Annotated in this window: 9 protein-coding genes; 2 read left to right on the top strand and 7 right to left on the bottom strand. The window is 74.7% G+C overall.

From position 1 onward, the window contains the following. Positions 1-7: 7 nt before the first annotated feature. The 4 genes from FJR00_RS08590 to FJR00_RS08575 all read right to left on the bottom strand — a co-directional run bounded on the left by FJR00_RS08590 (position 8) and on the right by FJR00_RS08575 (position 7,538). Positions 8-1,549 (bottom strand): phytoene desaturase family protein, encoded by a 1,542-nt coding sequence (locus FJR00_RS08590; protein WP_141338351.1) that lies wholly within the window; start codon positions 1,547-1,549, stop codon positions 8-10. 14 nt (positions 1,550-1,563) lie between these two features. Next, entirely contained in the window at positions 1,564-2,913 is a 1,350-nt protein-coding gene (gdhA, locus tag FJR00_RS08585) for an NADP-specific glutamate dehydrogenase (protein ID WP_141338350.1), read from the bottom strand. A gap of 115 nt (positions 2,914-3,028) precedes the next feature. After that, positions 3,029-5,221, bottom strand: a complete 2,193-nt coding sequence (locus FJR00_RS08580) for a DEAD/DEAH box helicase (RefSeq protein WP_141338349.1) — start codon at positions 5,219-5,221, stop codon at positions 3,029-3,031. Positions 5,222-5,432: 211 nt separating this feature from the next. Beyond that, entirely contained in the window at positions 5,433-7,538 is a 2,106-nt protein-coding gene (locus FJR00_RS08575) for a DNA gyrase/topoisomerase IV subunit B (RefSeq protein ID WP_141338348.1), read from the bottom strand. Between the two features lie 226 nt (positions 7,539-7,764). Between FJR00_RS08575 and FJR00_RS08570 the strand changes: the two genes are divergently transcribed. Together FJR00_RS08570 and FJR00_RS08565 are read left to right on the top strand one after the other, a co-directional pair. Further along, positions 7,765-7,980 (top strand): DUF7455 domain-containing protein, encoded by a 216-nt coding sequence (locus tag FJR00_RS08570; protein WP_141338347.1) that lies wholly within the window; start codon positions 7,765-7,767, stop codon positions 7,978-7,980. 105 nt (positions 7,981-8,085) lie between these two features. Continuing rightward, positions 8,086-8,568, top strand: a complete 483-nt coding sequence (locus tag FJR00_RS08565; protein ID WP_141338346.1) for a DUF456 domain-containing protein — start codon at positions 8,086-8,088, stop codon at positions 8,566-8,568. 57 nt (positions 8,569-8,625) lie between these two features. On the opposite strand, the gene FJR00_RS08560 is transcribed toward FJR00_RS08565, so the two are convergent. From FJR00_RS08560 to FJR00_RS08550, 3 genes are all read right to left on the bottom strand, one after another. Continuing rightward, entirely contained in the window at positions 8,626-9,096 is a 471-nt protein-coding gene (locus FJR00_RS08560) for a DUF3040 domain-containing protein (RefSeq protein WP_141338345.1), read from the bottom strand. Positions 9,097-9,161: 65 nt separating this feature from the next. Then, positions 9,162-10,421, bottom strand: coding sequence for a DNA polymerase IV (gene dinB / locus FJR00_RS08555; RefSeq protein ID WP_141338344.1), 1,260 nt, complete (start codon positions 10,419-10,421; stop codon positions 9,162-9,164). Next, the gene (locus FJR00_RS08550; RefSeq protein ID WP_141338343.1) at positions 10,415-14,323 is read right to left on the bottom strand and encodes a DNA polymerase III subunit alpha; all 3,909 of its coding nucleotides are present in this window, start codon (positions 14,321-14,323) and stop codon (positions 10,415-10,417) included. The genes dinB and FJR00_RS08550 overlap by 7 nt, the downstream gene beginning before the upstream one ends. Between the last annotated feature and the right edge of the window lie 3 nt (positions 14,324-14,326).

Below are 14,326 nucleotides of genomic sequence, written 5' to 3'. Positions count from 1 at the left end.
GCCCGGGTCAGTCCTCCAGGACGGCCCGGGCGGCGTGGTACCCGCCCAGGCCGCTCACCCCGCCGCCTCGGCGGGAGCCCGCACCGGCCAGCAGCACCCCGGGGTATGGGGTGTCCACGCCCCACCGGCGGGCGGGGGTGTCCAACGGGGCCTCGTCGTCGGCCCACGGCCAGGTCAGCGGCGCGTGGAAGATGTTGCCGCCGGGCATGGCCAGGGCGTCCTGCAGGTCCCGCGTGGTCTTCGTCTCCACGCAGGGCCGCCCGTCCCGGTCGCGCAGGACGACGTCCTCGACCGGCTCGGCCAGCACCGAGGACAGCGAGTCCAGCGTGGCCTGCTGCAGCTGCTCGCGGGTCACCTGGCCGTCGTCCAGCAGCCGGTCGGGCGTCTGCAGGGTGAACACGGTCAGGGTGTGGGCGCCGGAGGCCCGCAGCTGCGGCGACAGGATCGAGGGGTCGGTCAGGGAGTGGCAGTAGATCTCCGCCGGCATCGGGTCCGGGACCCGCCCGGCCAGGGCCGCGGCGTAGGCCTCCTCCAGCTGGCCGTAGGTCTCGTTGATGTGGAAGGTCCCGCCGAAGGCGGCGGCCGGGTCCACGGACCGGTCCCGCAGCCGGGGAAGCCGGGAGAGCAGCAGGTTGACCTTGACCTGGGAGCCCTCGACCCGCTCGTGCGGGGCACCGACCAGGTCGGCCAGCACCGACGGTGCCGCCGCCCACAGCACCCGGCCCGCGGTCGCCCGGTGCTCGACGCCGGCGTCGTCGACCCAGGTGACCGCGCCGTCCTCCACCCCGGTGACGGTGGCCCCGGTGCGCAGCTGCGCGCCGGCGGAGCGGGCGGCCCGCTCCAGCTCGCCGGAGACCTGGCCCATCCCGCCGACGGGCACGTCCCAGTCCCCCGTCCCGCCGCCGACGACGTGGTAGAGGAAGCAGACGTTGTGGCGCAGGTCGGCCTCGTGGGCCGAGGCGTAGGTGGAGATGAGCCCGTCGGTGAGGACGACCCCGCGGACCAGGTCGTCGGCGAAGGTGGCCTCGACGACCTCGCCGAGCGGCCGGTGCAGGAAGTCGCGGACAAGCCCCGGGTCGCCCACGCGCTCGGCCAGCTCGGTCGCCCGCGGCAGCGGCTCGGTCATCGTCGGCCAGACGGCCTGCGCCAGCCGGCCGACCCGGTCGTAGAACGCCTCCCACCGGGCGGCGTCGTCCGCCGCCCCGACCGCCGCGAACGAGGCGGCGGTGGCCCGCGGGTCGCCGTTGTCGATGAGCAGCCCGGTGTCCCCGCCCGGCACGGGCGTGTAGGAGGAGTAGCGCCGGCGGGCCAGGTCCAGCCGCAGGCCGAGGTCGTCGACGATCCGCCGGGGCAGCAGGCTGACCAGGTAGCTGTAGCGCGACAGCCGGGCCCCGACGCCCTCGAACGCCTCGGCCGAGACGGTGGCCCCGCCGAGGGCGTCCTGCCGCTCCAGCAGCAGCACCGAGCGGCCCGCGCGGGCCAGGTAGGCCGCGGCGGTCAGGCCGTTGTGGCCCCCGCCGACGACCACGACGTCGTGGCTGGTGGTCACCGCGGGCCCCTTCCTCAGATGACGCCCATGGCGAGCATGGCGTCGGCGACCTGGGTGAAGCCGGCGGCGTTGGCGCCGAAGACGTAGTCGCCGGGCCGGTCGTAGTCCTCGGCGGTGGTGACGACCCGCTCGTGGATGCGGCGCATGATCTCGGCCAGCCGCTCCTCGGTGTGCTCGAAGGTCCAGGAGTCGCGGGAGGCGTTCTGCTGCATCTCCAGCGCGGAGGTGGCCACGCCGCCGGCGTTGACCGCCTTGCCCGGTCCGAAGAGCACCCCGGCCTCGGCGAAGACCCGGACGGCGCCGGGCGTGCAGGGCATGTTGGCCCCCTCGGCGACGATCTCGGTGCCGTTGGCCGCCAGCACCCGGGCCGCGTCCTCGTCCAGCTCGTTCTGCGTCGCGCACGGCAGGGCCACGTGGCAGGGCACGTCCCAGACCCGGCCGCCCTCGACGAAACGGGCGGAGGGCCGGGCCTCGGCGTAGGCCGCGATCCGCTCGCGGCGGTGCTCCTTGACGTCCTTGAGCAGGTCCAGGTCGATCCCCTGCTCGTCGACGACGTAGCCGGAGGAGTCGGAGCAGGCGAGCACCTTGCCGCCGAGCTCGTGCACCTTCTCGATCGCGTAGATCGCCACGTTGCCCGAGCCGGAGACGACCACGTCGTTGCCCTCGAAGCCGACCCCGGCGTGCCGGGCCATCTCCTGGGCGAAGTAGACGGTGCCGTAGCCGGTGGCCTCGGTGCGAGCCTGCGACCCGCCCCAGGCCAGGCCCTTGCCGGTGAGCACGCCGCCCTCGTAGCGGTTGGTGATCCGCTTGTACTGCCCGAACAGGTAGCCGATCTCGCGCGTGCCCACGCCGATGTCCCCGGCCGGGACGTCGGTGTACTCGCCCAGGTGGCGGTACAGCTCGGTCATGAACGACTGGCAGAAGCGCATGATCTCGGCGTCCGAGCGGCCCTTGGGATCGAAGTCCGAGCCGCCCTTGCCGCCGCCGATCGGCAGCCCGGTGAGGGCGTTCTTGAAGATCTGCTCGAAGCCGAGGAACTTCACCGTGCCCAGCAGCACGCTGGGGTGGAAGCGCAGGCCGCCCTTGTAGGGGCCCAGCACCGAGGAGTACTCCACCCGGAAGCCGCGGTTGATCTGCACCTGTCCGGCGTCGTCGGTCCACGGCACCCGGAAGATGATCTGCCGCTCCGGCTCGCACAGCCGCTCGATGACGCGCTCGGCCAGGTAGTGCGGGTGGCGCTTGACCACCGGCCCGAGGGAGCCGAGGACCTCCTCGACGGCCTGGTGGAACTCGTGCTCCCCGGGGTTGCGGCGCAGCACCTCACGGTAGGCGTGCTGCAGGGCGGGGTCGATGGAGTCGGACATGGAGCCTCCGGTCGGGTCGGTCGGACGGCCGCCGCCCGGGCAGGGGACCCGGGGCGCGGCGACCGCCCGACATCTTATGCCCGTGGGTGCATAGGTATGCCCTCGCCCCGCCGGGTCAGCGCGGGGACCAGTCCCGTCGCCCGTCGCCCCTCGGCGCGTCGGGGTCGCGACGAGGCCGCCCGCCGGAGCGGTCGCCGCCGTCGCGGCCACGGCTCCCGCCCTTGTAGCCGCCGCGGCCGCCCTGGCCGCCGCGCGCTCCATACCCCCCGCGTCCTGCGGGGCGTCCGCCCCGGCCGGCGGGACGGCGCGGCCGCAGGACCGCGTCGAGGGCCGACTGCGGGATCGGCTCCCCCTCGGCGACCCGGCCGCCGGCGGTCTCGATGATCGCGGTGTCCTCGGGGGCGACGGTGCGCGGGTCGGTCTGCACCCCCGCGGCGTCGAGCAGCCGGCCGACCTGGCGCTTCTGGTGCGGCAGCGCCAGCGTCACGACGACGCCCTCGTCCCCGGCGCGCGCGGTGCGGCCCGAGCGGTGCAGGTAGTCCTTGTGGTCCGCGGGGGGGTCCACCTGGAGCACGAGCGAGACGTCGTCGACGTGGATGCCGCGGGCGGCGACGTCGGTGGCGACGAGGACCGGCAGGGTGCCGCCCTTGAAGGCGTCGAGCACCCGGGTCCGCTGGGCCTGGTTGAGCCCGCCGTGCAGCGCCGCGGCGAAGACGCCGGACTCGCGCAGCTGCAGGGCCACGCGGTCGGCCCCCAGCTTGGTGCGGCAGAAGACGATGGTGCGGCCGGGCCGGTTGGCGATCGCCGCCGTGATCGGCCGCTTGTGGTGCGGGTGCACGAGGAAGAGGTGGTGCTCCATCGTCGTCACGCTGGCGGCGACGTCGTTGGTGGAGTGGGTCACCGGGTCCTTGAGGTAGGTCTTGGCCACCTGGTCGACCCCGTGGTCCAGCGTCGCGGAGAACAGCAGGCGCTGGCCGTCGGTCGGGGTCAGGTCGAGGATCTGGCGGATCGCCTCGACGAAGCCCATCTCGGCCATGTGGTCGGCCTCGTCCAGGACGATCATCTCGACCTCGGACAGGTCGGCGGCCGACCGGTCGATGAGGTCGATGAGCCGGCCGGGCGTGGCGACGAGGACGTCGACGCCGCGGTCGAGCGCGGTCAGCTGCGGCGTGTAGGACATGCCGCCGGCCACGAGGACGAAGCGCTTGTCGATCGCCCGCATGAGCGGGGCGAGGGCGTCGACGATCTGCATCGCCAGCTCGCGGGTCGGGGTCATGATGACCGCGCGGGGCCGGTGCGGGACCGCGCGGGGGCGGCCCGCGAGCCGGTGCAGCATCGGCAGCCCGAAGGCCATCGTCTTGCCGGACCCGGTCTGGCCGCGGCCGAGCAGGTCCCGGCCGGCGAGCGCGTCGGGGATGGTCGCCGTCTGGATGGGGAACGGCTGGGTGATGCCGGTGCGGGCCAGGGCGTCGACCAGCTTGGGGTCCAGGCCCAGGGCGGCGAAGCCGTTGTCCTCGGTCACCTCGGCCTCGACCTGCTTCGCGGCGCTGGCGGCCAGGTGCTCCTGGTATGCCGCCTCGGCGGCCTCGCGGTCGTCGTCGCCGTGGTGCTCCTGGACGGGGGCGGCATCACGACGCCGGTCCTGCCAGCCGCGGTCGTCGCGCCGGCGGTTCTCGTCCCAGCTGCGGCCCTCGTGACGGCCGCGCTCGGTGCTGCGGCCCTCGCGCTCCTCGCGGTGGGCACGCCAGGTGTGCTCGCGGGGACCGCGGCGGTCCTCACGGGCGTCCCGCTCGCGACGGTCGTCCCGGCGGTCGTCGCGCTGCTCGTCCGCCCAGCGGGGCCGGTCGTCGCGGCGTGGGTAGCCGCCGCCGCTGCGGTCGTCGCGACCGCGGTAGCCCCCGCCCTGACGCTCGTCCCGGCCTCGGTAACCGCCACCCGGGCGGTCGTCCCGGCGGGGGTAGCCGCCCTGACGGTCGTCGCGGCCGCGGTAGCCACCCTCGCGGTCGTCGCGGCCACGGTAACCACCCCCGCGCTCGTCGCGGCCGCGGTAACCACTGCCCTGGCGGTCGTCCCGGCGGGGGTAGCCGCCCTGACGGTCGTCGCGCCGCGGGTAGCCGCCGGTGCGCCGGGCCCCGTCGGCGGACGGCTCGTCCCGTCGCTCGGGACGGTCCCCGGACGGGCGCTCCCGGCGGCCCTTGAGCTGGGCCCGGGCCTGCTTCTCGCGGGCCATGCGGGCGGCCTTCTTCTGGGCTGGGGTGTGGCGGGGCTTCTTGGCTCCGGAGGCACCGGTACGGACAGGCTTGGCCATGGGGTCACTGCTTTCGTCGGATCGTCGAGGGTGGTGCTCGCCTCGACGCCTAGAAACGCGCGACCGGACCAACCTCCAGGCGCTCACGTGGCGCCCGTACGTCCCCCGGGGCCGGATCGCCCTCAGGGTCTGAGCTGCCGCTCCTCGCAGACGGAGGGCGGCGGACGTACAAGTCTAGCGGACGCGGGACCCTCCTCCCGACGGGTGCCCCTCAGGCGTCGATCCGCTCCCGGTCGAGCTGGTCGGCGGACCCGACGATGAAGTCCTTGCGGGGCGCCACGTTGCTGCCCATGAGCAGGTCGAAGACGCCGTCCGCGCGGGCGGCGTCGGCGAGGGTGATCCGCCGCAGGGTGCGGTGCCGGGGGTCCATCGTGGTCTCGGCCAGCTGGTCGGCGTCCATCTCCCCCAGTCCCTTGTAGCGCTGCATCGGCTGCTTGACGGTGCGGCCCTTCTTCTGGAGCGCGGCCACCGTCCGGCGCATCTCCGGCTCGGTGTAGGTGTAGAGGTACTCCTTGCCCGCCCGTCCGCGCCCGCCGGTGACCTCGATCCGGTGCAGGGGAGGCATCGCGGCGTAGACGCGGCCGGCCTCGACGAGCGGGCGCATGTAGCGGAAGAACAGCGTCAGCAGCAGGGTGCGGATGTGGGCGCCGTCGACGTCGGCGTCGGTCATGATGATGACCTTGCCGTAGCGGGCCATGTCGAGGTCGAACGAGCGGCCCGAGCCGGCCCCGATGACCTGGATGATGGCGGCGCACTCGGCGTTGGAGAGCATGTCCGAGACCGAGGCCTTCTGGACGTTGAGGATCTTGCCGCGGATGGGCAGCAGCGCCTGGTGGTCGCTGGAACGGGCCAGCTTGGCCGTGCCCAGGGCGCTGTCGCCCTCGACGATGAACAGCTCGCTGCGCGCGGTGTCGTTGGTGCGGCAGTCGGCCAGCTTGGCCGGCAGCGAGGAGGACTCGAGCGCGTTCTTGCGGCGCTGGGTCTCCTTGTGCAGCCGGGCCGAGATGCGCGACTTCATCTCCGAGACCACCTTGTCCAGCAGCAGGCTGGCCTGGGCCTTGTCGCCCCGGTGGGTGGAGGTCAGCCGCTCGGTCAGGCCCTTCTCCACGACCCGGGAGACGATGGCCCGCACGGCGCTGGTGCCGAGCACCTCCTTGGTCTGCCCCTCGAACTGGGGCTCGGCGAGCCGGACGGTGACGACCGCGGTGAGGCCGGCGGTGATGTCGTCCTTGTCGACCTTGTCGTTGCCCACCTTCAGCCGGCGGGCGTTGACCTCCAGCTGCTTGCGGAAGACCTTCATCAGCGCCTGGTCGAAGCCGGCGACGTGGGTGCCGCCCTTGGGCGTGGCGATGATGTTGACGAAGCTGCGGCTGGTCGTCTCGTAGCCCGTCCCCCAGCGGACCGCCACGTCGACCTCGCACTCGCGCTCGACCTCGGTGGAGACCATGTGGCCCCGGTCGTCCAGCACCGGCACGGTCTCGGTGAAGCTGCCCGAGCCCTGCAGCCGCCAGACGTCGGTGAGCGCGGCATCCGGGGCGAGGTACTCGGCATACTCGGTGATCCCGCCCGAGTAGGCGAACACCTCCTCGTGGGGGCCGTCCTCCCCGGCCGTGCCGGGCAGCCCGCGCTCGTCCCGGACGACCATGGTCAGCCCGGGGACGAGGAAGGCGGTCTGCCGCGCCCGCGAGACCAGCTCGTCGTAGGTGAAGCTGGCGTCCTTGACGAAGATCTGCGGGTCGGCCCAGTAGCGGACCCGGGTGCCGCTGCGGCCGGCCCTTACCTTGCCGGCGACCTGCAGCTCGCTGCTGCGCTCGAACGGCGTGAACGGGGCGTCCGGCGACGGTGCCCCGCCCTGGTCGTCGAAGACGCCCGGCTCCCCGCGGCGGAAGCTCATCCTGTAGGTCTTGCCCTTGCGGTCGACCTCGACGTCCAGCCGCGAGGACAGGGCGTTGACCACCGAGGCGCCGACCCCGTGCAGACCCCCGGAGGCGGCGTAGGAACCGCCGCCGAACTTGCCGCCGGCGTGCAGCTTGGTGAAGACGACCTCGACCCCGGAGAGCCCCGTGCGCGGTTCGATGTCGACCGGGATGCCCCGGGCGGTGTCGCGCACCTCGACCGACCCGTCGGCGTGGAGCACGACCTCGATCCGGTCGCCGTGACCACCCAGCGCCTCGTCGACGGAGTTGTCGATGATCTCCCACAGGCAGTGCATCAGGCCCCGGGAGTCGGTGGAGCCGATGTACATGCCGGGCCGCTTGCGGACGGCCTCCAGGCCCTCGAGGACCTGCAGGTGCCTGGCCGAGTAGTCCTGCGCCACGGGTGGTTCTCCTTACGGGGACGGGTCGTGCGCAGCCTAGCCGCGGCGTCCGACGCGCCCGGTCAGGCGCGACGGGCCCGGGGATGCGGGCCTGCATTCCCGGCTACGCGCTGAGCGAAACACCCCTCGCCCGGGGCACAAAGTCCCGGCCACGGGACGTTGTCGTGCTTGACTGAGAGGCACCAGGAGGGGACCGACCACCCTGGGGCCAGGAGAGGAGACCGACGTGAACGCCACGCTGACCCCCGAGCTGACCGCTTCCGACCGCTGCGACCGTTGCGGTGCCCAGGCCTACGTGCGTGCGCGCCTGGGTGACGGCCTCGAGCTGCACTTCTGCGCCCACCACGGCCGCGAGCACCTCGACAAGCTGCGCCACCTGCAGGACGTCGACATCCTCGACGAGACGCACCGGCTGCACGCCGAGGAGAGCCCGGTTCTCTGAGCCACCGCGGTCGCGACGACCGCACGCGGACCGCCCGCGCACGCCCCGAGCGTGCGCGGGCGTCCTGCGTCCCGGGCCCTCCCCTGGCTGGCAGACTGGCTGCCCATGACCGTGCTGGAGATCGTGCTCGCCCTGCTCATGGCCGTCGGCGTGCTCGGCATCGTCGTGCCCGTCCTGCCCGGTCTGCTGCTCGTGGTCGTCGCGGTGCTCATCTGGGCGCTCGAGTCGCCGAGCACGAGCGGGTGGGTGGTGCTGGGCGTCACCCTGGTGCTGTTCCTGGCCGGGACGGCCCTGCAGTGGCTGGTCCCCGGTCAGCGCATGCGGCGGGCGGGGGTGGGCACCAGCACCCTGGTGGCCGGCGTGGTCGCGGCGATCGTGGGCGCGTTCGTCATCCCCGTGGTGGGGCTGTTCGTCGGGTTCCCGGTGGGAATCTTCCTCATCTCGCTGGCCCGCACCCGGGATCGCACCGAGGCCTGGTGGGCCACCCGCCACGCGCTGCGGGCGGTGGGGACGAACATCCTCATCGAGCTGGCCACGGCCTTCGCGATCATCGCGGTGTGGGCGGTGACGGTGCTCTTCGTGCGCTGACCCTGGGGGGCCGGGCCGGGTGCGGCGGGCGGGCCTGGGCCTGGTGCGCCGGGCCGCTCAGAAGGGGCCCTGCTCCTTGCGGCGGTCCCACTGCTGCTCCATGCGGTCCATGAACGAGCCGCCCTTGGGTCCGCGGGGTGCCTTCGGTCCACGGCCACCGCCACCACCGCCACCACCGCCCCGACCGCCCCGTCCGGGGCCGCCGCCGCGCGGCCTGCCGTCGGGACCGACGGCGGTGAGGGTGGGGCCGGCGGCATGGCCCGGCGTCGCCGCCCACGCACCGCCCAGCACCATCGCCAGGAAGCCCACGGCACCGACCCAGATCATCTGCGACATGACGCCGACGACGACCAGCGCGAGCCCGCCGACGGCGGCGAGGACCCCCAGGGCCATGCGGCGGCGGTCCAGGCCCCGCCCGCCACCGCGGGACGCGGTGCTCTTCAGGGTCGTGGCCAGGCGGGGATCCTCGGCGTAGAGCGCCTTCTCCATCTGCTGCAGGACGCGCTGCTCGTGTTCGGAGAGGGGCACGGGGACCTCCGGTGGTGGTAAGGCGGGCCTCGGCCGGGGTGCTGCCGACGCCCATGTCTTGGGGATCAGGATATGACGCCAACGCGCGAATCACTAGCGGGAGTTCCCGCACGCCCCGACGGAGGGGTCGGACGGCGCGCGGGGACGTCCCGGGGACGCTCCGGGAGCAGGCTCGCGGGGCGGACCGCGTGCCGGCCGAACCGGGCCGCGGCGCGGTCCACGGCCCGTTCGGCCTCCCGCCACCCCTTCTCCGGCTCGTCCAGCCGGCCCTGGACGAGCGTGGTCCCGGCGTCGGTGATCCCCTCGACCCGCACGCCGAGCATCCGGACCCGGGCCCGCTGCAGCCCGAGCGCGTCGTAGAGCGCGCAGGCGGTGGCGTGCACGTCCCGGGTCACGTCGGTGGGCACCGCGACGGTGCGCGAGCGGGTGATCGTGGTGAAGTCGGAGAACCGGACCGTGAGCACCACGGTGCGGCCCAGGACGCCGGCGTGCCGCATCCGGCTGGCGGTCCGCTCGGCCAGGTGGAGCAGCTGGCGACGCACCACCACCGGGTCGTCGACGTCGTGGGCGAAGGTCTCCGAGGACCCCACGCTGCGCTCCCGGCGCGCCGGGGTGACCGGGTCGTCGTCGCGCCCCCAGGCCAGGTCGAGCAGCCGGTGGGCCGTCTGCTCCCCGAACGCCCGGCGCAGGGTCGCGACCGGCACGTGGGCCAGCTGGCCCACCGTGTGCAGCCCGAGCCGGTGCAGCTCGGACTCGGTGGCCTCCCCCACGCCCCAGAGGGCACCGACCGGCAGCGGGTGCAGGAAGGGGACCACCTCCCGGCGGGAGACCAGCCGCATCCCGTCGGGCTTGGCCGCCCGGGAGGCCATCTTGGCCACTGTCTTGGTCGGTGCCCCGCCCACGGAGCAGGTCAGCCCCTGCTCGTCGGCGACGGTGTCCCTGATCCACTGGCCGATCTGCCGGGGCGTCCCCCACTGCCGGGCGGTGGCGGAGACGTCGAGGAAGGCCTCCTCCATCGACACCGGCTCCACCCGGGGGGTGACCTCGGCGAAGACCGCCATCACCGCCTCCGACACCCGGGCGTAGCGGTCGTGGTCGGGGCGGACGACGACCGCCGCCGGGCACAGCCGGCGCGCGGTGGCCATCGGCATCCCCGAGCGCACCCCGAACGCCCTGGCCTCGTAGGTGGCCGAGAGCACCACGCTGCGCCATCCTCCGCCGACGACCACCGGCCGGCCGCGCAGCTCGGGCCGGTCGAGCAGGGACACCGCGGCGTAGAAGGCGTCCATGTCCACGTGCAGGACGTCCACCGTCGGCCTCACCATCCCGAGCTCCCCGGGCTGGAGTGCCACAGCTTGGCCGCGGGGGTTCCCCGGGCGTGGCCGCCGGCGGGCCGGACGTCGGCGTAGGGCGACTGCCGGAACCCCGAGGCGTGCACGAGGACCCGTCGGTCGGGCGCGGCGCCGTCGGCGGCGGCCGCCAGCGCCCGGGCCTGCTCCTCGACGGCGGCCATCGCCGCGCGCACCCCCTCGACCCCGTCCCGCTCCCACGCCTGGGACAGGGGGCCCAGCTCCCACGCCCCGGTGGCGCGGACCGAGACCCCGCGCGGCCCGGTGCGACGCACCACCCCGCGCACCAGCAGCAGCCAGGAGTGGAAGATCGTCGTGGCGTACGGACCCTGCACGTCCTCGAAGAAGGTCGCGTCGGCCGGGCCGGTCCCGTCGTCGAGGGTGAGGAAGACCACCCGGCGTCCGGAGCGCACGGGCGGGGTCTGGGTGGCCACCTTGGCCCCGGCCAGCAGCACCTCGGCGGCGTTGCGCCGGGAGAGCAGGTCGCGGGACCGGGTCACCCCCAGCTCGGCCAGCATGGGTCCGTAGGCGGCGACGACGTGCTGGCTGACGTCCAGGCCGAGGACCTCCAGCTCGGCGTGCAGCTGCTCGGCCGGGGTCATCTCCGGCAGCCCGCTGCCCACGACCGTCGGCTCGTCGCCCAGGTCGAGGGCCAGCTGGGTGGCGGGCCCGGCCTGCTCGTGCCAGCCGCGCCGCCCCACGGCCTGGGCCCGGGTGCGGGCGGCGACCTCCCCCTCGACCACGGGCGCCGGTCGCCGGCGTCCGGCGCGGCTGCGTCCCGAGGCGGTGTCGACGTGCCGGCTCCACCGGTCCAGCTCGCGCACGTGCAGCAGCAGGTCACGGCGGGTCAGCCCGCCCCGCCCGGCGGCCCGGCGACCCACCCGGTGCAGGGCGTCGAACCCGCCCGCGAGGACGAGCCGTTCGGCCGTGGGCCGGCTGGGCCGCGCCCGCTGCCACAGGTCCGACAGCGAGGAGTAGGGCTGCCCGGCGACGATCCGCCGCACCTCGTCCTCGCCGATGCCCTTGACGTCGGCCAGCGAGAGCCGGATGCCGTAGCGGTGCGCCCGCCGCTCCACCGCGGCCATCACCCGGTCGACCCGGTCGGGACCCCGGCCCAGGACGGGCCGCGCACCGCCCCGGACGTCCTCCTCCGCGACGTTCCCGTCGCCGGCTCCGCCCTCCGCGCCGACCCCGGCGGTTCCGTCCTCCGCGACCCGCTCCACCCGGTAGACGTCGGTGGAGGCGTTGACGTCCAGCCCCAGGACGTGGACCCCCATGCTGCGGGCCTCGTCGAGGATGAGCCGCTTGGGGTACATGCCCGGGTCGTGGGTGAGCACCCCGGCCAGGAACGCGGCCGTGTGGTGTGTCTTCAACCAGGCCGACTGGTAGGTCGGCAGCGCGAACGCCGCCGCGTGCGCCTTGCAGAAGCCGAACGAGGCGAACGCCGCGAGCACCTCCCAGATCCGGTCGACGTCCTCGGGGCGGTAGCCGCGGTCGGCCGCCGCGGCCCGCCACCACAGCTCGACCTCGGCCTGGCCCTGCGGCGTGCCCATGGCCCGGCGCACCTCGTCGGCCTGCGCCAGGCTGACCCCGGTGGTCTCGGCCACGATCTGCAGCACCTGCTCGTGGAAGACCACGACCCCGCAGGTCTGCTCCAGGTAGGGCTCGAGACTGGGGTGCAGGTACTCCGGCTCGCCCCACCCCTGCCGGGCGTGCAGGAAGGGACGGATCATGTCCGACTTGACCGGCCCGGGCCGGAACAGCGAGATGTCGATGATGATGTCGGAGAAGGTCTCCGGGGCGAACTTGCCGACCAGCTCACGCTGGCCGGGCGACTCGATCTGGAAGCAGCCGAGGGTCCGCGTGGACTGGATCAGGGCGTAGGTGTCCTCGTCGTCCAGCGGTACCTGGGCCCGGTCGTCCAGGTCGACCCGGACCTCGTCGACGCGGGCGACCTCCTGGACGGCGTGGGCCATCGCCGACTGCATCCGGATGCCGAGCACGTCGAGCTTGAGCAGCCCCATCTCCTCGACGTCGTCCTTGTCGAACTGGCTCATCGGGAACCCCAGCCAGCTGGCCTCCACCGGGGTGCGGTCCAGCAGGGCGGTGTCGGACAGGATCACCCCGCACGGGTGCATCGCGATGTGCCGGGGCAGCCCGTCGAGGGACTCCACCAGCTCCAGCAGCAGCTGCATCCGGGGGGCGTCCAGGCCGGCGGTGCGCAGCTCGGGCAGGTCGCGGACGGCGGCCCGGGCGTCCCGGGCGCGCACGTGCGGGAACGCCTTGGCCAGCACGTCGACCTCCCCGGGCGGCATCCCCAGGGTGGCGGCGACGTCGCGGACGGCGTGCCGCACCCGGTAGGTCTCGGCCATCGAGACGGTGGTGACCCGCTCGGAGCCGAACCGCTCCAGGATGCGTTCGTACATCTCGGTGCGCCGGGCCGACTCGACGTCGATGTCGATGTCGGGCAGCTGCGCGCGCAGCGGCGAGCAGAACCGTTCCATCAGCAGCCCGTGCTCCATCGGGTCGACGCCGCTGATGCCGAGCAGGTAGGTCACCAGGCTCCCGGCCCCCGAGCCCCGGGCCGCGACACGGACCCCGTGGTCGCGGATGAGGTCGCACACGGCGGCGACGGTGAGGAAGTAGGTGGGGTAGCCCAGCCCGGCGATCACGCCCAGCTCCTCGTCCAGCCGGCGACGGACCCGCTCCAGGTATGCGGTGCCCGCGCCGGGGTAGCGGGCCGGCACCGCGTCGGCGCACCGCCGGGTCAGGACCTCGTGGGCCTGGCCGACCCCGGCCACGCCGAGCACCTGCGGCTCGGGCAGGTGGACCGACCCGATGCCCAGGTCGGAGCGGGCGTCCTGGGAGCACTCGCCGGCCAGCGCCAGGGTGTCCCTCAGCAGCGTCCAGGCGTCGGCACCGGCACCGGCCGCCTCGGCCAGCGACCGGGCACGCGCGTGCATGGTCGCGGTGGTGGCCAGGTGGCCGGCGGTGCTGACCCGGTCGAGGTGACGCTCGTCGAGGGCGACCATCCGGCGGGCGGCGTCGAGGACGTCGACCACCCGGGCCTGCTCGGGGACGGCGTGCCGGACCGCCGCCGTGAGCACGGCGGGGACGTCGCACTCGCGGGCCAGCGCCCAGGCGCGGGCGGCGTGCCCCAGGCTGCCGGGGGTGCCCTCGGGGCCGCCGTGGACGACGAGCTCGACCCGCAGCGCACCCGGCGGCAGCAGGCGTTGCCACGCCTGCAGCCGGGCCCTGGCCAGGTCGCGGCGCCGGGCCAGCACGGCGCGGCCGACGTCGGAGTCCGGCCCCAGGAGCACCACCACCGGCGCGACGCCGTCGACGGGGGCGGCCGCCCGGGCGAGGAGGTCGGGCCGGGTGCGCGGCGCCCCCCGCTCCCCCGCGAGGTGGGTCTGGGTGACCAGCCGGCACAGCCGTGCCCACCCGGTGCCGGGGGCCAGCCCGGGGCGCTGGCCCCGGGCGAGGACGACGACCCGGGGCCGCTGGTCGTCCACGAGGCTGCCGCCCTTGGCCGGGGAGGCCCGCCCGGGGGCCCCCAGCTCGATCCGGGCCGGGCCGGACAGGTCGTCGTCCGACCGTCCACGGGCGTCGGGCCCGGATACGGCTCCGGTGCCGGGCCCGGCACCCTGCCCCAGGGCCAGGTCGACCCCCAGCACCGGGGTGAGCCCGGCCGCCGAGCAGGCCCGGACGAACCGGACCGCGCCGTAGAGCCCGTCCCGGTCGGTCAGGGCGAGCACGGACTGGCCCAGCTCGACCGCCCGGTCCACCAGCTCGTCCGGGTGCGAGGCGCCGTAGCGCATCGACGCGCTGGAGGCCACGTGCAGGTGGACGAAGTCGTCGGGCGGGGGGACGGGCATGGG

Origin of the sequence: Ornithinimicrobium kibberense (assembly GCF_006519705.1) — a bacterium.
Classification (GTDB): domain Bacteria; phylum Actinomycetota; class Actinomycetes; order Actinomycetales; family Dermatophilaceae; genus Ornithinicoccus; species Ornithinicoccus kibberensis.
This window is presented reverse-complemented; position numbering and strand designations above follow the sequence as displayed.